Source organism: Acinetobacter sp. AOR43_HL (assembly GCF_027854635.1).
GTDB lineage: Bacteria > Pseudomonadota > Gammaproteobacteria > Pseudomonadales > Moraxellaceae > Acinetobacter > Acinetobacter pittii.
This window is the reverse complement of record NZ_JAKTHX010000022.1, coordinates 94219-115543: the sequence shown is the minus strand read 5'-3', so window position 1 is coordinate 115543 and position 21325 is coordinate 94219. Positions and strand designations below refer to the sequence as shown.

Sequence of the window (21325 nt, the reverse complement as noted above, 5' to 3'; positions counted from 1 at the left end):
GTTAAAGCCTGTAACTCATCAAAGCTAAGACCTTCAACTTTCTCGATCACCTTTAAACCATCTTTAGTCACGTCAATCACACATAGGTCGGTGTAAATACGGTCAACACATTTTTTACCCGTCACCGGATAGCTCAGCTCAGCCACAATCTTCGGTTCACCTTGCTTGGTCACATGATCTGTGGTGATAAATACTTTCTTGGCACCCACAGCTAAATCCATCGCACCACCTACAGCAGGAATCGCATCGGGTGCACCCGTGTGCCAGTTCGCCAAGTCGCCATTCGCAGCAACCTGAAATGCACCAAGTACCGCAATATCAAGGTGACCACCACGCATCATCGCAAACGAGTCGCCATGGTGGAAAAAGCTACCACCTTCAAGCATGGTCACAAACTCTTTACCCGCATTAATCAGTTCTGGGTCTTCTTCACCTGCCGCCGGTGGCGGGCCAAAAGCCAACAGGCCATTTTCAGAATGAAGAAAAATATCTTTATCGTTAGGTAAGTAGCTGGCAATCTTGGTTGGTAAACCAATGCCTAGGTTCACATAGGCGCCATCTGGAATATCTTGCGCCACACGTTTTGCAATCTGGTCACGGCTGAGTTTCTGGTAGCTCATGTTATTTCTCCTTATTGCTTACTGTGCTGGCGCTACTTGTACAACGTGCTGTACAAAAATACCTGGGGTGATGATTTGTTCCGGGTCTAATCCACCGAGTTCAACCACTTCAGAAACCTGAGCAATGGTGACATCAGCAGCCATGGCCATGATTGGGCCAAAGTTACGTGCAGATTTACGGTAAACCAGATTGCCCCAGCGGTCGCCCTTGTAAGCTTTAATCAGGGCAAAGTCAGCTTTAATCGGATACTCAAGCACATAGTCTTTACCATCAATTTCGCGGGTTTCTTTGCCTTCGGCTAAAAGTGTTCCAAAGCCTGTTGGGGTAAACACAGCGCCTAGGCCCATACCGGCTGCCTGAATACGGCACGCCAGATTACCTTGTGGTACGACTTCAAGCTCGACCTTTCCCGCACGGTAAAGTTCATCAAAAACATAAGAGTCAGACTGACGTGGGAAAGAACAGATGACTTTTTTAACTGAACCAGCCTTAAGCAGCTTAGCCAGACCGTAATCGCCATTACCGGCATTGTTGCTCACAATGGTCAGGTCCTTAACGCCAAGTTCAATAAGACCGTCAATGAGTTCAGCGGGTTGTCCTGCGGTACCGAAACCACCAATCAGAATGGTTGCACCATCTTTAATCTGCGATAGAACCTCGCTTAGTGAGGACTTACTTTTGTCAATCATGTGAGAAACCCTAGAGCATGAGGTAACGTGATGTATTACTACCGCTAAAAATTTATTTAAATTCTTAATGGTAGTAATAAATGGAATAAACTTTGTGAGTCAAAAGCGAACTTTTAACTCACATATATTTTCAATTAAGCACTAGCGCGACGACGTTCAACTTCAGTTGAAGGAGCAGCAGCGGCATCTTTAACAAGTTCGATGTTAAATGTGATGTGTTTGAAAGCGTGATCTAAACCACGGCGTTGAATTTCAGCTGGGTCAGTTACATCAACTGCTGTTGCAACTAAGCCGTCACGCGTTGCGAAAGCAAAGTCGTCCCATAAGTACTCATCACCCTCAATGTTGAATTGAGTAGTTAGCTTGCGGTAACCCGGTGCAGAAACGAAGTAATGAACGTGAGATGGACGGTTACCATGACGGCCTAATTTGTTAAGAAGGGCCTGAGTCGTACCTTCTGGCGGGCAACCATAACCTACAGGCATAGTGGTTAATGCAACATACTTACCATTGGCATCAGTCAAGATAGTACGGCGTAAGTTAAAGTCAGATTGAGACTTATCAAAGAATGAATAGTTACCTAAACTGTTGGCATGCCATACTTCAACTTTGGCATTTTCAATGATATTGCCATCAGTATCAGTTACAGTACCTTCAATAATTAAGGTATCGATTTTGCCAGATTCTGTACCATCATCCATACGCGCAAAACCAACAGATTCAGGCGCGCCAGCTACATAAAGTGGGCCTTCGATGGTACGAGGTGTGCCACCCGTAACGCCAGCTTTTGCATCAGCTTCATCTGCACGTAAATCAAGATAGTGCTCTAAACCTAAGCCAGCTGCCAAAAGACCAAGTTCGTTTGCTTGACCAGCATCTGTGAAATATTCCAAACCTTTCCATACTTCTGAAGGTTGAATATCTAAATCTTCAATGGCTTGAAATAAATCCCCAAGAAGGCGCACTACAATTTGTTGAACACGTGCATCAACTTCGCCTTTTGCAGTGTCGACATTCATTTGTTTTACAAGCGCATCAATTTGTTGACGATTCATACTAAAACTCCTTAAGTATGCAATACGGTTTTGGGTGGCAGCGCTGCGGGCATTTTGTTTTGCTAGCGAATAAGAGCCGCCACGTTCCTTGTTACCTTCTGAATAATCTGCTTGGTTTTTAAATGGACTTCAGAGATCACATTTAAAAAATTCTTTTGGTTTACGAATCATCATCACGAACAGAAGAAGGGTGACGATTCATTGCCATAACTTCAATGTTCATGTAAGGATAGAGAGGTAAACCCTGTAAAATATTGTGCAATTCTTCATTGCTCTCGACATCAAAAATACTGATGTTTGAGTACTGGCCTGTAATGCGCCAGATGTGACGCCATTTACCTTGACGCTGTAAGTCTTGCGAATAGGCTTTTTCAACAGCCTTAATTTCATTTGCTTTGTCGGCTGGCATATCAAGTGGAATATGCACATCCATACGTACATGAAATAACATGGGAAACTCCTTATCCTGTTGCCTTAACGACGTAACTTCTCGACTTTATCTTCATCAATTTCAATGCCTAAGCCGGGAGCCGTTGGCAAGTGCAATTCAAAGTTTTCGTAACGTAGCGGTTCTTTCAAAATTTCTTCGGTAAGTAATAACGGACCAAATAATTCAGTACCAAACGCTAATGTTTCAAAGGTTGCAAACGCATGAGCAGAAGCCATGCTACCTACAGGGCCTTCAAGCATAGTGCCGCCATAAAGATCAATTCCAGCCAAACCTGCAACCTTGGCAACTTCACACGCTTCGATCAGACCACCAGATTGTTCAATTTTCACGGCAAATACATCTGCACCATGACTTTTTGCAATACGGTATGCGCTGTCAGGGCCAGTTAAAGCTTCATCTGCCATGATTGCGACATCAAAACGACGCGTTAAACGAGCAAGTGCTTCAGTATTTTGAATAGCACAAGGCTGTTCAATTAAATCAATTCCGCCATCTTGTAGCTGTTGAATACCTTGAATACATTCCAGCTCTGACCATGCACGATTTACATCGACACGTACACTAATATCTGCACCGAGTGCTTTTTTAATTGCAATCACATGATCAACATCGTGTTGCAAAGGGCGTGAACCAATTTTGAGTTTGAACGTGTTATGACGTTTTAACTCAATCATTTTTCGAGCTTCAGCAATATCTTTTTCTGTGTCACCAGACGCGAGCGTCCAAAGTACAGGTAAACTATTACGCAGACGGCCACCTAAAACTTCACTTAATGGCACGCCTAAACGTTTTGCCTGAATATCAAGTAGAGCAGTCTGAATGGCACATTTCGCGAAACGGTTACCATTAATATTCTTACGAATCAGTTTTAGTGTTTGAGCAACATTTAAATCTTTAACTGATACGAGTAATGGTGCAAAGTAAGTATCAATATTGGCTTTGACACTTTCAGGACTTTCTTCACCATAGTTCAGTCCACCAATGGTGGTCGCTTCACCCCAACCTACAATACCATCCGTGGTCGTAATTTTAACGAGCACCAAAGTCTGAGTACGCATGGTAGTCACAGACAACTGGTGAGGACGGATAGTTGGAATATCCACAAGTATGGTTTCTATGGTTCTATACATGAAGTTTCAACTATTTCAAACTTGTTTACATACCATAGAAGAATGTAATAGCCTAAAATAGATATAGAACGGTATTTTAAGATACTAAAAAGGTATATTAATGGAATTAAGACATCTACGTTATTTTGTTACCGTTGTTGAAGAACAAAGTCTGACTAAAGCCGCTGAGAAGCTTTTTATTGCTCAGCCACCACTCACGCGTCAAATCAAGAAATTAGAGGAAGAGTTAGGAATTGATCTGTTTGTGAAAGGCTCACGTCCATTAAAAGTGACAGAAGCTGGGCTGTTTTTTTACCAACATGCAGTACAAATTCTAACGCATACGGCTCAAGCAGCTTCTATGGCTAAAAAAATGAAGCTGGTCGAGAATGTTGTTAAAGTTGGCTATGTGAGTTCGCTTCTTTACGGGCGATTACCGCAGGTCATTTATCTATTTAGACAAAAAAATCCTGACATTCATGTCGAGCTTATTGAATGTGGTACACGAGATCAGGTCGAGGCTTTAAAGTTAGGCAAAATCGATTTAGGTTTTGGTCGATTGCCGATTAGCGATCCTGCCATTAAGCGACTTCTACTTAGAAAAGAAAAATTAAAACTCGCGATTCATAAAAAACATCCTTTAAGTGAGTTCCAAGAATCAGGAATTTATTTATCTCAAATTATCAATGAGACAATTTTTTCTTATCCCACAACACCTAAACCGAATTTTTCGACCACTATTCAAGCTTTATTTACCAAATTAGGTCTTGTTCCCGCCAAACTGACTGAAGTCCGCGAAATTCATATGGCTCTTGGCTTAGTGGCATCTGGAGAGGGTATTTGTATTATTCCGGAAAGTGCCTGTGATATTGGAATGAAGAATCTTACTTATTTAAATATCTTGGACTTAGAAGCCTATAGTCCCATTTCTCTATCGATGCGCAATATGGACCAAAGTTCATATATTCCTAAAATCTTAGATTGTATTGAAGAGATCTATAGCGAAGAAGAAGTATCCAGAAATTTGAATTTATAACTTTTTAATACGTTTTAAATTGAATTATCATGTTATTTTAAAACTTTAAACCTATAGGTAATATTTAAAAGGATTATTAGATGAGAAAAATTTTAGGGATAGCTTCTCTTATTATGTCTAGTGGTTTTGTACATGCTGAGCAAGTAAATGAACAAGAACAAATTTCTCCATACAGTGCTAATGTAACCTTCGCAAGTCAATATATCTCACGTGGTTTTCAACAAACTTGGGGCAAGCCAGCTTTACAAATTGGTCTAGATTATGCAAATCCGAATGGATTATTTGTAGGGACTTGGGCTTCAAATGTAAGTTCTAACTATCTTCGTGATGCTTCAGTTGAGTGGGATTTTTATACAGGTTATATAAAAACTTTTGATAAGTTTTCGGCTGGAATGACGGTTTTTTATTACTACTATCCGGGAGCTAAAAGTACGCCTGAAACGGGAAGTACCAGTTATAACTATGGCGAAATTGTGCCTCAAATTGGTTATGGGCCTTTGACTCTTAAATATTTTATTACCTACACTCCAGATTATGCAGGCTATAACTCAGATACGATGGGTGGCCCAGCAGGTAAACGTTCACGAGGAACAACTTATCTAGATCTAACATTTACTCAGCCTATCAATGAGTCTTGGACTTTTGGTGCTCACTATGGCTATGAAAGAATTAAAAATTTCTCGGAAGCTAACTTTCAAGATATGAAAGTCGAATTGATTAAAGATTTAGGGGATGGCTGGACTACTGGTTTAGCGTATGCCAAAGCTTGGGACAAAGATGGTTTCTATAAAAAGTATAGTAATGGTGAACCTGATGCGCCAATTTCAAATCCGATTGATTCGACATTTACTGTCTCAGTTAAAAAGGTATTCTAATTTATAAATAAAAAAGCCTGATGACTCTATTTTGAGTGATCAGGCTTTAAATACTGAATATATAAAAATTATTTTTTAATTAAATCGTAAGCCATTTTGGTGTCGTCTAGCTGAACAAGTGAAGCATGGCGAGCCGAGAGCGGATCTTTATTTTCAATTGCTGTCAAAATTGCTTTGTGTCTAGGTAGTGAATGGCCTTGTAAATTTGGGCGTAGACTGGTGACTTGAATTGATTGCTGTAATGGTAAGACCAGCATTTTTGACATATAAGCCAATAAGTCATTATGGGTTGCTTTAGCAATTGCCAAATGAAATTGAATATCTGGCTCTATAAATTCTTCAACTGTTGTCGCTTTTTCCATCCCATCATAGGCATGTTTAATACGTTCAATATCTTCTTCGTTGGCCGTACTTGCGGCAATATAAGCAAGCTCAGGTTCCAACACGCGTCGTACGGTAGAAAGTGTTTTAAAAAATTCGTGTTCAGGTGTGGTTTGAATTAGCCAAAACAATACATCCGGGTCAAGTAAATGCCATTCTTCTTTAGGCCTCACCACAGTTCCGATTTTTGGTCTTGAGTAAGTTAAGCCTTTCGCGTTTAAAACACGGATTGCTTCTCGAAAGACAGGGCGGCTGACTTTATATTCCTCACATAAATCAACTTCACTTGGGAGTTTCTCATTTTCTGAAATTTCTCCAGAAACAATTTTTAATCCCAATTGTTGAACAATTAATGCATGTTGGCTTTTGCTTGGAATAGGATTTTTATAGTCAGCTTTACTCATATTTCACTATTACGACATGTTGAATATCCTATGGTATAGATGACCTTGTGTTTTAACAAGATCATCTTTTTCAAGAATAAATATTAATGGGAATGACGTGGAACTTCTGAGCCACGGCAACCGACCAAGAAATCAAAATCACAGCCCTCATCGGCTTGTAAAACATGTTCTACATAGAGCTTACGGTAACCGCCAATAAAACTTGGTGGAGCTGGTGGTGCTAAATTTTCAAGACGTTGCTTAAGTTCTTCATCACTCACTTCTAGGTGAAGTTTTCCAGCATAGGCATCAAGTTCGATAAAGTCACCATTTTGAACTACGGCCAAAGGCCCACCTGCCATAGCTTCAGGGGCAACATGTAAAACGACCGTGCCATACGCTGTTCCACTCATTCGTGCGTCGGAAATACGAACCATGTCGGTAATGCCTTTGGCTAAAACCTTTGGCGGTAGTCCCATATTTCCAACCTCTGCCATGCCGGGATAGCCTTTAGGGCCGGCATTTTTCATCACAAGAATACAAGTTTCATCAACATCAAGGTCTGGATCATTAATGCGGGTTTTATAATCATCAAAGTTTTCAAATACGACTGCACGACCACGGTGTTTCATCAGTTCAGGTGTGGCAGCAGATGGTTTAAGCACCGCACCTTTAGGGGCTAAATTACCGCGTAATATACACATGCCACCATCTTGGCGAATTGGGTTATCTATTTTCCGAATTACTTCATCGTTATAAATAGGTGATTGCTGGCAATTTTCCCAAATGGCTTGACCATTTACGGTTAAAGCGTGTGGATGTGGTAAGAGATTGGCTTCACCCATGCGACGAATCACGGCTGGCAAGCCGCCGCTATAATAAAATTCTTCCATTAAAAAACGGCCTGAAGGCTGTAAGTCAACAATGGTTGGCATGCCACGGCCAACACGGTTCCAGTCATCGAGTTGTAAATCAACCCCAATGCGTCCAGCAATTGCTTTTAAGTGAATTACGGCATTGGTTGAACCACCAATAGCTGCATTGACTTTAATCGCATTTTCAAAGGCTTCTTTGGTTAAGATTTTGGAAAGACGTAAATCTTCATGAACCATGTCAACAATGCGCATACCTGAAAGATGAGCCAACACATAACGGCGAGAATCTACCGCTGGAATGGCCGCATTGTGGGGTAAAGAAGTGCCTAGGGCTTCAGCCATACACGCCATTGTAGAAGCTGTACCCATGGTGTTACATGTACCAGCCGAGCGTGACATACCAGATTCAGCAGATAAAAATTCATTTAAATCAATTTTGCCTGCTTTGAGTTCTTCATGCATTTGCCAAACGATGGTACCTGCACCAATGTCTTTACCTTTGTGCTTACCATTTAGCATGGGACCGCCAGTCACTACAATAGCTGGAATATCACAGCTTGCAGCTCCCATTAATAATGCAGGGGTGGTTTTGTCACAACCTGTCAGTAACACCACACCGTCAATAGGGTTACCACGAATCGCTTCTTCGACATCCATACTGGCTAAGTTGCGTGTAAACATGGCGGTAGGACGTAAATTCGACTCACCATTTGAAAACACAGGAAACTCAACAGGGTAGCCGCCCGCTTCTAAAATCCCTTTTTTTACATGTTCGGCAATTTTTCGAAAATGCGCATTACATGGGGTGAGTTCAGACCACGTATTACAAATTCCAATAATCGGTTTACCTTGAAACTCATGATCTGGAATTCCTTGGTTCTTCATCCAGCTGCGATACATAAAGCCATTTTTATCCGTTGTACCAAACCAGGCAGCCGAACGAAGAACTTGTTTGTTATTCATACAAATTTCCTTATATAGTATTACTATTAGAATTAATTAAATTAAAAAATACACCATAAATTTTATTTTTGAAAGGTTTGAAATTTAAATAGTATTACTATATTTTAAATTGAAAGGATAATTTACGAGCAAGATGCTCTATAAGTAAATAATAGGAAATGGAGTCGAACATGGATTTCGAAAAGGATGTAATACGGACGGTCACGTTTAAGCTGATACCTGCATTAGTCATACTATATCTGGTGGCATACATTGATCGGGCCGCTGTCGGATTTGCCCATTTGCATATGGGGGCCGATGTAGGAATTGGTGATGCTGCCTATGGCCTAGGAGCTGGCTTATTTTTTATTGGATATTTTCTTTTTGAAGTTCCAAGTAATTTGCTTTTAGACAAATTTGGTGCTCGTAAATGGTTTACCCGCATTTTATTAACATGGGGCCTCATCACCATGGCCATGGCGCTCATTCAAGGCCCTAAAAGTTTTTATCTATTACGGTTTTTACTTGGTGTAGCAGAAGCAGGCTTTTTCCCGGGTGTTTTATATTTAATTACACAGTGGTATCCGGTGCGGCATCGCGGAAAAATCATGGGAATGTTTGTGCTTTCACAACCGATTGCCATGATGATTGCAGGGCCTTTAGCTGGTCTATTACTTGGAATGGATGGCATTGCAAATTTGCACGGCTGGCAATGGTTGTTTGTTGCAGTTGGCTTGCCCGCGGTTTTATTGGCTTTACCGACATTCCTGTGGTTGCCAGATAATATTGATAAAGTGAAATGGTTGAGTATTGAACAAAAACAATGGCTTACAAATGAACTTGTTAAAGATGAAGCCGAATATGACCAAACCCGACATGCCAATCCACTGCATGCCTTAAAAGACAAACGCGTACTTTTATTAGCATTGTATTACTTACCAGTGACTTTAAGTATTTACGGTTTAAATCTGTGGTTGCCTTCTATTATCAAGCAATTTGGAGGCGGTACTGATCTTCAAATTGGCTTCCTATCTAGCATTCCCTACGTTTTTGGAATTATTGGTTTGTTAATTATTCCACGTAGTACCGATCGTCTAAATGACCGCTACGGACATTTAAGTTTTCTCTACGCACTAGGCGCTTGTGCAATGTTTTTAAGTGGTTGGCTAAATTCTCCAGTCATGCAATTGGCTGCTTTGGCTGTGGTTGCGTTCTGTCTATTTTCATCTACTGCCGTGTTTTGGACATTACCGGGCCGATTCTTAACAGGCGCAAGTGCAGCGGCTGGTATTGCCTTAATCAATTCTGTCGGAAATTTAGGTGGCTATGTCGGGCCATTTGGTATCGGACTTTTAAAAGAATACACGGGAAATATGGCTGCTGGTTTGTATTTCTTATCTATCGTCATGCTTTTTGGTCTGATTTTGACTTACATCGTCTATGCCAAGCTCGAACGTCAAAAAACACAAACAGTGAATATTCAAAAGCCTTTGTAAGGAATAAAACATGCAAATTATTCAATTTGAAAATCGTGCAAATCAACGTGCTGTCGCTAAAGTAGAAGGCAACATGGCATATCCGGTTAAAGATATTCAATCGGTTCGTGATTTAGCACTTTTAGCAATCCGCAATCAAGTTTCACTGGAACAGCAAGTTGAGGCGTTAGGCTTTGAAGTGGAAACCTATGATTATTCATCTTTATTAGCAGATTTAAAGGTATTGCCGCCTTTAGATCATCCAGACCCAACGCACTGTCTGGTGTCCGGTACAGGCTTAACCCATTTAGGTTCTGCATCTGCACGCGACAAAATGCATCAACAAAATTTAAGCGATGACAGCTCGGTGACCGACACCATGCGGATATTTCAATGGGGGCTACAAAAGGGCCGTCCAGCACAAGGTCAGATCGGAGCACAACCAGAGTGGTTTTATAAAGGCGACGGTTCAATTGTGGTAAGGCCGGGAGCAGAGCTGCCTTTACCTCCATTTGCCGAAGACGGCGGCGAAGAACCTGAAATTGCAGGCCTCTATGTTATTGGCGAAGACTTAAAGCCTTACCGAATCGGGTTTGCGCTGGGCAATGAATATTCTGACCATGTGATGGAGCGTCGTAATTATTTATATCTGGCGCATTCAAAATTACGTTTTTGTAGTTTTGGTCCAGCTTTACGGACAGGCGAATTACCAAAACATTTAGTCGGAACTAGCCGTTTACGCCGTAATGGACAAATCATTTGGGAAAAAGAGTTTTTGTCGGGTGAAGACAATATGTGCCATAGCTTGGCAAATCTGGAATATCACCACTTTAAGTATCAACAATTCTTAAAAGCAGGCGATGTACATATCCATTATTTCGGTACAGCGACTCTATCTTTCGCTGATGGTATTCAAGCGCAAGTCAACGATGAGTTTGAAATAGAGATGAAAGAGTTCGGACTTCCACTCAAAAATAAGCTTGCCCATACACAACCAGAGCTACCGATCGGTTCAGTTATTACTCTCTAAGGAATATAAAAATGGTCATTGGACACAACTTTATTGGCGGTTCACGCAGCGCACAAAGTTCCACTTTACTAAAAAGTGTCAATGCAACGACTGGCGAAACTTTGCCTTATGAGTTTCACCATGCAACCGAACAAGAGGTGAATCAAGCCTGTGAAGCTGCAAGTCAAGCGTTTAAAACTTACCGCCATACGTCTCCTGAACAGCGTGCTACTTTTTTAGAAAATATTGCCGATGAGCTCGATGCTTTGGGTACAGATTTCCTTGAAATCGTCTCACAGGAAACTGCTTTGCCACTTGCACGTTTGCAAGGCGAACGTGGTCGTACCAGTGGGCAAATGCGTTTGTTTGCCAAAGTGCTGCGCCGTGGTGACTTTTTAGGTGCCCGTATTGATACCGCTTTACCTGAGCGTCAGCCTTTACCTCGCCCAGACCTGCGTCAGATTAAAATCGGTGTCGGCCCTGTGGCAGTCTTTGGGGCAAGTAACTTTCCGCTCGCCTTTTCAACCGCAGGTGGTGACACTGCTTCGGCACTAGCGGCAGGCTGTTCTGTAGTGGTAAAAGCGCATAGTGGGCATATGGCCACAGCGGATTTTGTGGCTCAGGCAATCGAACGTGCCGTAGAAAAATCAAATATGCCTAAAGGTGTATTTAACATGATCTACGGTAATGGCGTGGGTGAACCTTTAGTGAAGCATCCTTTAATACAGGCTGTAGGTTTTACGGGGTCACTACGTGGTGGACGAGCTTTATGTGATATGGCCGCAGCCCGTCCACAACCGATTCCGGTCTTTGCTGAAATGAGCAGCATTAACCCAATGTTGATGTTACCAGAAGCCTTAAAAACCCGTGGTGAAAAGATTGCACAGGACTTAGCCGACTCAGTTGTTTTAGGCTGTGGTCAGTTCTGTACCAATCCGGGTTTAATTTTAGGTTTTAAATCAGCCGAGTTTACTCAGCTCATTAGCAACCTAACCGAAATTATAGGTGGCAAACCTGCACAGACTATGCTGAATGCCGGCACCTTAAAAAGTTATACCGCAGGTCTTGAGCATTTAACTGAGCATCAAGGTATTGAACATTTGGCAGGTCAAACCCAGCAAGGCAATCAGGCGCAACCGCAACTGTTTAAAGCTGATGTTGAATTATTGCTAGCAGGTGACCAGCTTTTACAAGAAGAAATCTTTGGGCCAACCACAGTCATCATTGAAGTTGAAGATAAAGCCCAACTCATTCAGGCCTTACAAAGCATGAATGGTCAGCTGACTGCGACTTTAATTGCTGATGAAGCTGACTTAACCGAGTTTGCAGATGTAGTTCCAGTTTTAGAGGAAAAAGCCGGTCGATTACTTATAAATGGCTACCCAACAGGTGTTGAGGTGTGTGATGCAATGGTGCACGGCGGGCCATACCCAGCCACTTCAGATGCACGAGGCACCTCAGTTGGAACCTTGGCCATTGACCGTTACTTAAGACCTGTGTGTTACCAAAACTATCCGCAGAGTTTATTGCCAGAAGCTTTAAAAGATAGCAATCCATTGCAGATTTTAAGATTGGTGAATGGTGAGATGACCAGAGAGGCTATCTAAGCAATTTAAAAAAGAGACCACTCGCTGGTCTCTTTTTACTATTTCGAATAATAAATCTAAAGCAAAATGTATTGATTAATAGCCCTTCAATATCTAGTTTTTTTTGATAATCATTTTGTCCGATATGCGGACATTAAAATCATTAATCGGTTTTTACTGAAATTTATCTATATCAAAAGCGCTCTAAAAAAAATAATTTATGGATCAGGATATGGAGAAAATGTGATGGAAAACTTCACTTGATATTACCTATTTATTGAGTGCTTTAATTGAGTTCTATCAAAGAAATTCGACATAAGATGAGTATTCTGAAAAATGTTTGAAACGTGTTTGGAAAGTAGAGCGCTTTTCATGGCGGATGACAAATTTACTGCATCGTTTTGAAACGGAATTCGATCATAAAATTAAGCAGGCTGAACTGAACTATATTTTAGATTCTAATGCTGGGTTTACGACATTGGCCGAAAATTATGTAGGTTTACCTTATCAGGATAAAGTTATACCTAAATATGAAGAAATCATTGTAATACAATAGCATAGTCGATCTTATTTCTTCCTGAAAAATAAGATTAGACGATATTAAACAATGAAGCAGATGGATTGCTTCTTTAAAAAGGGATATACCATGAGTTTAGCGCAGAGTTTTAACCAACAATTTATCAATGGACAATGGATTAACGGTTCATCGAATAAAATTGTAACGAATATAAATCCTTATACTCGTCAGCATATTGATGATATTCAAGGAGCCAGCCAACAAGATGTTGATGCAGCATATCAAGCTGCGCAATCAGCGTTTAAATCATGGCAAAAAACCACTGTGAGTGAACGTCAATCTCTGATTGAACGTATTATTGCGGTGATTACACAACATCGTGAATCTCTTGTAGATTGGTTAATAAATGAAGCTGGAAGTTCAAGACTTAAAGCGAATATTGAAGTAGATGCGGCACTTAAAATTTCTCAAGCATCTTTAAAATATGCGAATGCTGTAAATGAGGTAATTGATTTAAAACCTGCCTATGAGGGACAAGTTAGTCAAGTATTCCATAAAGCTTTAGGTGTAATTACAGTCATAAGTCCTTGGAATTTCCCTTTCCATTTGAGCATGCGCTCGGTGATTCCTGCAATTGCTTTGGGTAATACTATTGTTCTTAAACCAGCAAGTGATACGCCTGTGACAGGTGGGTTGATTATTGCCAAAATTTTTGAATTGGCAAATGCCCCTGCGGGTGTGTTGAATGTAATTGTCGGGGCAGGCAGTGAAATTGGCGACTATGTGGTTGAGCATGATACAAGCAAGTTTATTTCATTTACTGGTTCAACACAGATCGGCAAGCGAGTAGCTGAAAAAGCTATGTCTGCCAGACGGATTAAACGTGTTGGCTTAGAACTTGGAGGCAATGCGCCATTAGTAATTTTGGACGATGCTGATTTAGACCTTGCAGTGAATTTAACGGTAATGGGACGCTTTTTGCATCAAGGGCAAATTTGTATGAGTACCAACCGCGTCATCATTGATGAAAAGATTTATGATCAATACCTAGAAAAATTACGTCCTGCTTTGGCAAACATTAAAGTTGGTGATCCAGCCAATGAAGAGACTCTAGTTGGGCCAATTATTAATAATCAGCAAACTGACAATATCCGCCGTATTATTCAGCAAGCACAAAATGAAGGTGCTTCGTTATTCTTTGACGGTGGAATTGAGGGCAATTTGGTTGGACCTCATGTGTTCATCAATGTTGAGCCAGATTTTGCTGTGGCGAAAGAAGAAAGTTTTGGTCCAGTTCTACCAATTTTAAAAGCACGTGATGAAGCTCATGCACTTGAACTTGCCAATGACACTGAATTTGGTTTATCGAGTGCGGTGTGTACTTCAAATCATGAACGTGGAGTGAAATTTGCGTTGGGGATTGAGGCAGGTATGTCTCATATTAATGAGATTTCGGTTGCCGATCATCCTAATGCCCCATTCGGCGGCGAAAAGAACTCAGGTTTAGGCCGTTTCAATGATCAATGGATCGTTGAGGAATATACGACCACCCATTGGGTTACGGCGCAAAAATAAAACTTGGTATCTGATTAAGCTTAGATACATTTTGTTTTAGATGTTATTTCACTTGGAATCTATAGCATTCTATTTTTAGGGGGCTGTTGGTCCAGACGAAAGGAACTGTGAATAAGACGCTTGTTTTTATAAAAATATAATCTGATACAGGATGTTGAGATATGACAAATTTTACAGAGATTACTGCAGCTGTGACCCAAAGCAAAGGTGCAGATTTTGAACTCAGGCAACTTCAGATTCGTGAACCCCAAGATGATGAGGTTTTGGTAAAAATCGTAGCAACAGGTATGTGTCATACCGATTTAATTGTTAGAGATCAATATTATCCTGTTCCTTTACCAGCGGTATTAGGACATGAAGGGTCGGGAATTGTAGAAGCGATTGGTCCAAATGTGAAAGATTTAGCAATCGGTGATCATGTAGTTCTTAGTTATGGATATTGTGGGATTTGTGAGCAATGTGGCAGTGGGAATCCTGCATATTGTCAGGACTTTTTTGGTCGTAACTTTGGTGGCACTGATCCCGAAGGGAATTCTGCAATTTGTACACACGATCATCATAAAGTACATGACCATTTTTTTGGACAATCTTCATTTGCAACCTATGCGATCAGCCGTGAAAATAATGCAGTAAAAGTCACTCAAGATGTGCCTTTAGAATTATTGGGTCCATTGGGCTGTGGAATACAGACAGGCGCAGGTGCAGTCATAAATGCATTAGGTGTTAGACCTGCCAGCAGCTTTGTGACATGGGGCGCAGGTGCCGTTGGATTAAGTGCATTGCTTGCTGCAAAAGTATGTGGAGCAACTACGATCATTGCTGTCGATATTGTGGAGTCCCGTTTAACTCTTGCAAAAGAACTAGGGGCAACACATGTTATTAATAGTAAAGTCCAAGACCCCATTGAAGCAATTAAGGAAATTACGCAAGGTGGTGTTCAATTTGCACTAGAGTCTACAGGCCGTCCTGAAATTGTAAAACAGGGCATTGATGCACTTGGTATTCTCGGCAAAATTGCAATTGTTGGTGCACCACCATTAGGGGTAACTGCCGCTTTTGATGTAAATGATTTACTGATTGGAGGTAAATCAATCATAGGTGTGGTAGAAGGAAATAGTGTTGCTAAACGCTTTATTCCAGAACTGGTTGCATTATATCAACAGGGTAAATTTCCATTTGATAAACTGATCAGGTTCTATGATTTTAAAGATATTAATCAAGCAGCAATCGATAGCCAAGAAGGTATAACACTCAAACCAATTTTAAAGATTGGTTAAATTTAAAAGGTCATGGCATTTATTTGATATGACCTTTTAAAATTCTTATAAACCATAATTAATTTAAATTTCTTACAATTGAATACTTCAAACTAATACGTATATCTAGCTTAACTAAATTAAATCAACCAAGTAACTGATTGTTAAACTTTAACTGGCAAATTAAGCACCACCTGAGCATCCTCAATAATATCTAAGCGGAGAATAGTTGAAGCACTAAGCTCATTTAGCAATGTACTTAACGGTCCCTCATTTTTCTCAAGTTGAACATTCTTTGGAAAAAGTTTTTGTGCAAAAGAAAGAATGTTGGACTCAACTTCAGTTTGATGCCATTTACCATCAACAACATGTAGCATGGTGGCTCTGTTGATATGTGTTTCAGAATCAACATATTTTAAAGTCGGTACAGCGGTCTTTAAGCTTAAATCCAATTTGCCATTAACATCAAAAATATCGGCTTGCACTTCTTTTGAGTTAATGTTGACGTCAATTTTAGTTAACCATTTTGGTAGCTGGTAACCATATACACCACGCACTCTGGCGATTTCAGTATCAACAGGCAAAGCTAAAACATGAGCATAAAAATGACGTTGACGCATCGATTTCATTAACTCTGCAATATGTGAACCACGAGCATTAGGCTTACGGACAACAATCGCAATCGACACTTCGTTATAAGGGTCATTGTCACAAACAGAATAGGTAAAAAACGTAACAGCAACCAACCCGTAACCCGGAAATGGTTGTAATGGCGTTAAGTCAGCAGGAAGTTTTGCTTTAATTTGCTTAATAGGTGCAAGCATGAGCAGTTGTACATTTGCACTACGATAATAAAAATTGGGTGCCCAAACAGGACCTACTCGGGATTCCACAATTTTTTTAGGAATATGACGGAAAAAATCGATGTTGCCAACAGCAGGATCTTGCGCGACTTCATCTAAATCGGGGTTCATTCTGAAACGGTCATAATAACCACCTTTGGGTACTTTGACTTTTTGTTGCCCAAATTCAACTTCAGTAAACTGTTGTTTTGTATTCATGAAAGTTCACCTTTATATTAATTGACCGAGTAGCTAATGCTGTATATTTCAAGACGTGTTAATTTAGAATCAATACAGAAACTATAAGATTAAAGCTAACTTTAAGGTCAAGTCTTTAATTTTGAGGTGTAAAGTCTTTGACATTTAAGGGAAATAAAATAAAAACAATTAAAGATTAAAAAGATACAATGTCGCCTAGCGTCTTCATATAAATTTTATTTTTAAAAGACGATTAAGATAGTTGACCTTAAAGTTAACTTTAAACTTAGTATAAATATTCAATCCTTTATAACGAATCAACAAGCAGTTTTTCACCAGGAGAACAAAGATGGGATATGTAACCACAAAAGACGGCGTAGAAATTTTCTATAAAGATTGGGGACCACGGGATGCCCAAGTTTTATTTTTTCATCATGGATGGCCTTTAAGTTCAGATGATTGGGACACACAGTTGCTTTTTTTCCTTAAAGAAGGTTTTCGTGTAGTTGCCCATGATAGACGGGGACATGGACGTTCGAGTCAGGTGTGGGATGGTCACGATATGGACCACTACGCAGATGACGTTGCAGAAGTGGTTAAACATCTGAATATTAAAAATGCAATTCACATTGGCCACTCAACGGGCGGTGGTGAAGTAGCTCACTATATTGCACGTCATGGCCAAGACAATGTTAAGAAAGCTGTTCTTGTCAGTGCAGTTCCGCCACTGATGGTTAAAACTGAAAATAATCCTGAAGGTTTACCAAAAGAAGTTTTTGATGATCTGCAAAATCAGGTTCTCACAAACCGTGCGCAATTTTTCCGAGATCTTCCATCTGGCCCGTTCTATGGTTTTAACCGACCAGATGCGAAACCATCTGAAGGTATTATTGCTAACTGGTGGCGTCAGGGTATGACGGGCAGTGCAAAAGCACATTACGATGGTATTGTGGCATTCTCACAAACTGACTTTACAGAAGATTTAAAGAAAATCACCATTCCTGTTTTGGTATTACATGGTGATGACGACCAGATCGTGCCTTACAAAACGTCTGGCGTAAAATCTGCTGAGTTACTTCCAAATAGCCAACTCAAGATCTATCCGGGTTTTTCTCACGGTATGTTAACCGTGAACCATGAAGTGATTAATGCTGATTTGTTGGCGTTTATTCGCGAATAATTTGAAGTTCTAATCTTTTAAAAAAGAGGCACATTGAGTGCCTCTTTTTTTATATAAAATAACAAATTCAAATGTCTAAATATAGAAATACTAAAAGGTATTGACATTAAAGTTAGCTTTAATCTTAAAGTAAAGCCATACTGAATGAGGTCATTCCAATGAAAGTGTTCGAAAAATTAGTATTCCCAAATGGCTCATATGTTCCAAACCGTATTGCTAAAGCGGCAATGGAAGAAAACATGGCTGATTTAAACCACGCACCATCAGAAGAATTAATGCGTTTATATCAAGCTTGGGCAAATGGTGGTGTAGGTCTAATTATTACTGGAAATGTGATGGTAGACCGCCGAGCGATGACTGGACCGGGCGGTGTAGTATTAGAAGATGAAAAGCATCTAGATACTTTTAAAAAATGGGCACAAATTGGTCGTTCAAAAGGTGCTCAGGTTTGGCTTCAAATTAACCATCCAGGACGTCAAATGCAAGCAAATCTTGGTCAGCAGACTTGGGCACCATCGGCTATTTCACTTGATCTTGGCAAAATGTCAAATCGCTTTAATACACCAATTGAAATGAATGAATCTATGATTGCCGAGGTGATTCAGCGTTTTGCAAACACGGCGCGTTTAGGTGAAAAAGCAGGGTTTACTGGTGTAGAAATTCATGCAGCACATGGTTACTTATTAAGCCAGTTTCTTTCACCGCTCAGCAATAAACGCCAAGATCAGTGGGGTGGTTCTTTAGAAAATCGCGCTCGTATTTTAATTGAGATTGTGGAAGCAGTTCGTAAAGTCGTTTCGCCTACGTTTACTGTTGCAGTAAAACTGAACTCAGCCGATTTCCAACGCGGTGGATTTAGCGCTGAAGATGCTCAACAAGTAGTTAAAATGCTAAATGAACACGCTGTAGATTTGGTTGAACTTTCAGGCGGTAGCTATGAAGCACCTGCCATGCAAGGTCAAGCACGTGATGGCCGTACTCTTGCTCGTGAAGCTTACTTTTTAGAATTTGCGCAAGAGATTCGTAAAGTTGCCAAAATGCCTGTTATGGTGACAGGTGGCATACGCCGTAAGCAGGTAGCAGAAAAAGTAGTTGAAAGCGGTGTAGATATGGTCGGTATTGCCACAGCTCTAGCAATTGAACCTAATTTGCCAAATGCTTGGAAACAAGGCCAGAATCTTACTCCTGAATTAAAACCAATTACTTGGAAGAACAAAACACTTGCTTCACTTGCCAATATGGCGGTGGTCAAATTCCAGTTACGTAATTTAAGCTCTGGTAAAAAAACAAAACCAAATGTTTCACCAGCTTGGGCTTTAATTTTGCAACAATCAGCGATGTCATGCCGTACCCGCCAATACAAAAAAGGCATGCGTGACTATTCATTTGCTTCTTAATAAGTGAGTTGTGTTATGACAAATCCTAACGATTCAAACTGGATAATTTATGGAGCAAATGGCTACACGGGCGAGTTAATCGCTCGTGAAGCTGTACGCCAAGGTCTAAAACCAACTCTGGCTGGTCGTAACAAAGCTAAGGTTGAAACATTAGCTCAAGAGTTGGGACTCGACTATAAAGCTTTTGGGCTCGATAACATAAATGCGGTAAGTGAACAACTCCAAGGCTTTAAATTGGTGATGCACTGTGCAGGGCCATTTTCAGCAACATCAAAACCCATGATGCAAGCTTGTATAAAGGCTGGTGCTCACTATCTAGATATTACTGGTGAAATCGCCGTATTTGAATTGGCACAGTCACTTAACAGCCAAGCCGAAAAAGCCGATATTGTGCTTTGTCCGGGTGTCGGTTTCGATGTGATCCCGACAGATTGTGTTGCCGCTGCACTGAAAGAAGCATTGCCAGATGCGACTCATTTAGCGCTTGGTTTTGACTCTAGAACAGGGTTTTCACCAGGTACAGCTAAAACAAGTACAGAAGGCATGGCCGAAGGCGGAAAAATTCGTAAAAACGGAAAAATTACCACCGTTCCATTAGCCCATTATGTGCGTACCATTGATTTTGGTGACGGTAAAAAAAGTGCCATGAGTGTTCCGTGGGGAGACGTATCTACAGCGTTCTATACAACAGGTATTCCAAACATTGAAGTATTTGTACCTGCATTTCCCAAAATGATTATGGGCGCGAAAATGATGAACTATTTACGCCCAGTATTAAAAATTAATGCTGTGCAGAAGTTTATTAAATCGCGTATTGAAAAGACAGTTGTTGGGCCAAATGAGGAACTCCGCGCAAAAGTACCCACCTATGTTTGGGGTGAAGCAAGAAATATGCGTGGGGAAATCAAAACCGCCCGTATCCAAACGGAAAACGCTTATAGCCTTACGGTAAATGGTTCACTCACTGTAGTGAATTATTTGCTCAAAAATACCGTTAAGGGTGGTACATACACACCTGCAAAATTGATGGGTTATAAGCTAGTGACCGAACTACCGGGTTCTGGTCCACTGGTCATTAATTAATAAAGCCTTTATTAAAACAGCACATTTATTGATGGTCCCGAATAAGGTTTTCGCTATCAAAAGATTGGCTGATTTTTTTCTATAGTATTTGCATGAAAAAACGAATTACAGCGTTGGTCCGTAATTCGTTTTTTTAGATTTATAGATTGATACTTAAACGCTTTGGTTACTTAGTTGATACCAGTACCCATCTATACAACGCGAGAGCGATTAACTCTAATTGAAATTATGGTGTTTTTGCGTTGTCAAAATAGAGATTCATCAGACGTTCTGCATTTTGCTCACATGTAATTTCATCTGGTTTGTTATTAATAGCTTCAATCATGGTATGTAAGTTTTGCTTACTGACTTTTAGCTTTTGTTCTAAAATTTCTATTTCCTGAATTTTGGTTTCAATCGTTTGAATGAGAGCATCATGGTCCCAAGCGACAACTTTCGATGGCAAAAATGCTTTAATTTCTGCTAAAGAAAACCCGACTTGTTGAGCTTGCTGGATTAAAGAAAGTTGTTTCAAATCATTATCAGTATATTCACGATAGCCATTCGATTTTCTTTTTGCTTTAGGCAAGAGTTTAATTTGCTCGTAATAACGAATAGTAGGGGTACTTAAACCACTTAATTTCGATAACTCGCTAATATTCATAGCCACATACTCTCTTGACATTCAAGCTAACTTTAGACTTATAGTAACACAAAAGCAAGGTTCATAACTTTACCAAGCACACACTTTCAGTAACAACTTTCTATGCTTTGATAGATGAAAGAATAGAATTATAAATATGAAAAATGA

20 protein-coding genes and 1 pseudogene are annotated in these 21325 nt (G+C 40.3%); 12 read left to right on the top strand and 9 right to left on the bottom strand.

The annotated features are described in order from the left end of the window. The 5 genes from MKL33_RS09865 to MKL33_RS09845 all read right to left on the bottom strand — a co-directional run. Positions 1-620: 3-oxoacid CoA-transferase subunit B (locus MKL33_RS09865; RefSeq protein ID WP_270906399.1), on the bottom strand; the 620-nt coding region annotated here is incomplete at its 3' end. A gap of 18 nt (positions 621-638) precedes the next feature. After that, positions 639-1310: a 3-oxoacid CoA-transferase subunit A gene (locus MKL33_RS09860; RefSeq protein ID WP_017481035.1), complete on the bottom strand. Its 672-nt coding sequence runs from the start codon at positions 1308-1310 to the stop codon at positions 639-641. A 134-nt stretch (positions 1311-1444) separates the two neighbouring features. After that, positions 1445-2365, bottom strand: coding sequence for a catechol 1,2-dioxygenase (gene catA, locus MKL33_RS09855; protein ID WP_017481036.1), 921 nt, complete (start codon positions 2363-2365; stop codon positions 1445-1447). 160 nt (positions 2366-2525) lie between these two features. Further along, positions 2526-2816 carry a muconolactone Delta-isomerase gene (gene catC, locus MKL33_RS09850; RefSeq protein WP_005069136.1) on the bottom strand — a complete coding sequence of 97 codons (291 nt, stop codon included), beginning with the start codon at positions 2814-2816 and terminating at the stop codon, positions 2526-2528. A 23-nt stretch (positions 2817-2839) separates the two neighbouring features. Beyond that, the gene (locus MKL33_RS09845; protein WP_270906893.1) at positions 2840-3946 is read right to left on the bottom strand and encodes a muconate/chloromuconate family cycloisomerase; all 1107 of its coding nucleotides are present in this window, start codon (positions 3944-3946) and stop codon (positions 2840-2842) included. Positions 3947-4046: 100 nt separating this feature from the next. Between MKL33_RS09845 and MKL33_RS09840 the strand changes: the two genes are divergently transcribed. After that, positions 4047-4961 carry a LysR family transcriptional regulator gene (locus MKL33_RS09840; RefSeq protein ID WP_017386078.1) on the top strand — a complete coding sequence of 305 codons (915 nt, stop codon included), beginning with the start codon at positions 4047-4049 and terminating at the stop codon, positions 4959-4961. Positions 4962-5041: 80 nt separating this feature from the next. Next, positions 5042-5836 (top strand): TorF family putative porin, encoded by a 795-nt coding sequence (locus tag MKL33_RS09835; RefSeq protein ID WP_270906892.1) that lies wholly within the window; start codon positions 5042-5044, stop codon positions 5834-5836. 68 nt (positions 5837-5904) lie between these two features. On the opposite strand, the gene MKL33_RS09830 is transcribed toward MKL33_RS09835, so the two are convergent. Next, positions 5905-6621: a FadR/GntR family transcriptional regulator gene (locus tag MKL33_RS09830; RefSeq protein ID WP_002113901.1), complete on the bottom strand. Its 717-nt coding sequence runs from the start codon at positions 6619-6621 to the stop codon at positions 5905-5907. An 83-nt stretch (positions 6622-6704) separates the two neighbouring features. Continuing rightward, positions 6705-8438 carry an IlvD/Edd family dehydratase gene (locus MKL33_RS09825; protein WP_032006276.1) on the bottom strand — a complete coding sequence of 578 codons (1734 nt, stop codon included), beginning with the start codon at positions 8436-8438 and terminating at the stop codon, positions 6705-6707. 170 nt (positions 8439-8608) lie between these two features. Here MKL33_RS09825 and abaQ point away from each other — a divergent pair, with 170 nt between their 5' ends. The 7 genes and pseudogenes from abaQ (at position 8609) to MKL33_RS09795 (ending at position 15856) form a co-directional block, all read left to right on the top strand. Next, the gene (gene abaQ / locus MKL33_RS09820) at positions 8609-9913 is read left to right on the top strand and encodes a multidrug efflux MFS transporter AbaQ (protein ID WP_032042327.1); all 1305 of its coding nucleotides are present in this window, start codon (positions 8609-8611) and stop codon (positions 9911-9913) included. Between the two features lie 10 nt (positions 9914-9923). Further along, positions 9924-10922 carry an AraD1 family protein gene (gene araD1, locus MKL33_RS09815; RefSeq protein WP_032006274.1) on the top strand — a complete coding sequence of 333 codons (999 nt, stop codon included), beginning with the start codon at positions 9924-9926 and terminating at the stop codon, positions 10920-10922. An 11-nt stretch (positions 10923-10933) separates the two neighbouring features. Beyond that, the gene (locus MKL33_RS09810; RefSeq protein WP_032052061.1) at positions 10934-12508 is read left to right on the top strand and encodes an aldehyde dehydrogenase (NADP(+)); all 1575 of its coding nucleotides are present in this window, start codon (positions 10934-10936) and stop codon (positions 12506-12508) included. 241 nt (positions 12509-12749) lie between these two features. Beyond that, positions 12750-13043, top strand: a pseudogene (locus MKL33_RS09805) (4-hydroxybenzoate 3-monooxygenase); the annotation flags it as partial. Between the two features lie 51 nt (positions 13044-13094). Further along, complete coding sequence (locus MKL33_RS09800; RefSeq protein ID WP_270906891.1) at positions 13095-14579, top strand: aldehyde dehydrogenase family protein; 1485 nt, start codon at positions 13095-13097, stop codon at positions 14577-14579. A gap of 24 nt (positions 14580-14603) precedes the next feature. After that, positions 14604-14690: a GlyGly-CTERM sorting domain-containing protein gene (locus MKL33_RS20670; protein ID WP_119026756.1), complete on the top strand. Its 87-nt coding sequence runs from the start codon at positions 14604-14606 to the stop codon at positions 14688-14690. Between the two features lie 50 nt (positions 14691-14740). Further along, a complete protein-coding gene (locus tag MKL33_RS09795) occupies positions 14741-15856 on the top strand; it encodes an NAD(P)-dependent alcohol dehydrogenase (RefSeq protein WP_087400714.1) in 1116 nt (371 codons plus the stop codon). A 143-nt stretch (positions 15857-15999) separates the two neighbouring features. Here the strand turns inward: MKL33_RS09795 and MKL33_RS09790 are convergent, their stop codons facing one another. Then, a complete protein-coding gene (locus tag MKL33_RS09790) occupies positions 16000-16896 on the bottom strand; it encodes a hypothetical protein (RefSeq protein WP_032052063.1) in 897 nt (298 codons plus the stop codon). A gap of 328 nt (positions 16897-17224) precedes the next feature. Here MKL33_RS09790 and MKL33_RS09785 point away from each other — a divergent pair, with 328 nt between their 5' ends. From MKL33_RS09785 to MKL33_RS09775, 3 genes are all read left to right on the top strand, one after another. Next, complete coding sequence (locus MKL33_RS09785) at positions 17225-18055, top strand: alpha/beta fold hydrolase (RefSeq protein WP_044103372.1); 831 nt, start codon at positions 17225-17227, stop codon at positions 18053-18055. Between the two features lie 158 nt (positions 18056-18213). Beyond that, positions 18214-19452: an NADH:flavin oxidoreductase/NADH oxidase family protein gene (locus tag MKL33_RS09780; RefSeq protein ID WP_270906890.1), complete on the top strand. Its 1239-nt coding sequence runs from the start codon at positions 18214-18216 to the stop codon at positions 19450-19452. A 15-nt stretch (positions 19453-19467) separates the two neighbouring features. Continuing rightward, entirely contained in the window at positions 19468-20535 is a 1068-nt protein-coding gene (locus MKL33_RS09775; protein ID WP_130172568.1) for a saccharopine dehydrogenase family protein, read from the top strand. A 226-nt stretch (positions 20536-20761) separates the two neighbouring features. On the opposite strand, the gene MKL33_RS09770 is transcribed toward MKL33_RS09775, so the two are convergent. After that, positions 20762-21178 (bottom strand): MerR family transcriptional regulator, encoded by a 417-nt coding sequence (locus MKL33_RS09770; RefSeq protein WP_002113932.1) that lies wholly within the window; start codon positions 21176-21178, stop codon positions 20762-20764. Between the last annotated feature and the right edge of the window lie 147 nt (positions 21179-21325).

Bases quoted from the DNA above. Each gene is read 5' to 3' on its own strand.
- MKL33_RS09860 (WP_017481035.1), bottom strand. From the start codon at position 1,310: ATGATTGACAAAAGTAAGTCCTCACTAAGCGAGGTTCTATCGCAGATT.
- catA (WP_017481036.1), bottom strand. From the start codon at position 2,365: ATGAATCGTCAACAAATTGATGCGCTTGTAAAACAAATGAATGTCGAC.
- catC (WP_005069136.1), bottom strand. From the start codon at position 2,816: ATGTTATTTCATGTACGTATGGATGTGCATATTCCACTTGATATGCCA.
- MKL33_RS09845 (WP_270906893.1), bottom strand. From the start codon at position 3,946: ATGTATAGAACCATAGAAACCATACTTGTGGATATTCCAACTATCCGT.
- MKL33_RS09840 (WP_017386078.1), top strand. From the start codon at position 4,047: ATGGAATTAAGACATCTACGTTATTTTGTTACCGTTGTTGAAGAACAA.
- MKL33_RS09835 (WP_270906892.1), top strand. From the start codon at position 5,042: ATGAGAAAAATTTTAGGGATAGCTTCTCTTATTATGTCTAGTGGTTTT.
- MKL33_RS09830 (WP_002113901.1), bottom strand. From the start codon at position 6,621: ATGAGTAAAGCTGACTATAAAAATCCTATTCCAAGCAAAAGCCAACAT.
- MKL33_RS09825 (WP_032006276.1), bottom strand. From the start codon at position 8,438: ATGAATAACAAACAAGTTCTTCGTTCGGCTGCCTGGTTTGGTACAACG.
- abaQ (WP_032042327.1), top strand. From the start codon at position 8,609: ATGGATTTCGAAAAGGATGTAATACGGACGGTCACGTTTAAGCTGATA.
- araD1 (WP_032006274.1), top strand. From the start codon at position 9,924: ATGCAAATTATTCAATTTGAAAATCGTGCAAATCAACGTGCTGTCGCT.
- MKL33_RS09810 (WP_032052061.1), top strand. From the start codon at position 10,934: ATGGTCATTGGACACAACTTTATTGGCGGTTCACGCAGCGCACAAAGT.
- MKL33_RS09800 (WP_270906891.1), top strand. From the start codon at position 13,095: ATGAAGCAGATGGATTGCTTCTTTAAAAAGGGATATACCATGAGTTTA.
- MKL33_RS09795 (WP_087400714.1), top strand. From the start codon at position 14,741: ATGACAAATTTTACAGAGATTACTGCAGCTGTGACCCAAAGCAAAGGT.
- MKL33_RS09790 (WP_032052063.1), bottom strand. From the start codon at position 16,896: ATGAATACAAAACAACAGTTTACTGAAGTTGAATTTGGGCAACAAAAA.
- MKL33_RS09785 (WP_044103372.1), top strand. From the start codon at position 17,225: ATGGGATATGTAACCACAAAAGACGGCGTAGAAATTTTCTATAAAGAT.
- MKL33_RS09780 (WP_270906890.1), top strand. From the start codon at position 18,214: ATGAAAGTGTTCGAAAAATTAGTATTCCCAAATGGCTCATATGTTCCA.
- MKL33_RS09775 (WP_130172568.1), top strand. From the start codon at position 19,468: ATGACAAATCCTAACGATTCAAACTGGATAATTTATGGAGCAAATGGC.
- MKL33_RS09770 (WP_002113932.1), bottom strand. From the start codon at position 21,178: ATGAATATTAGCGAGTTATCGAAATTAAGTGGTTTAAGTACCCCTACT.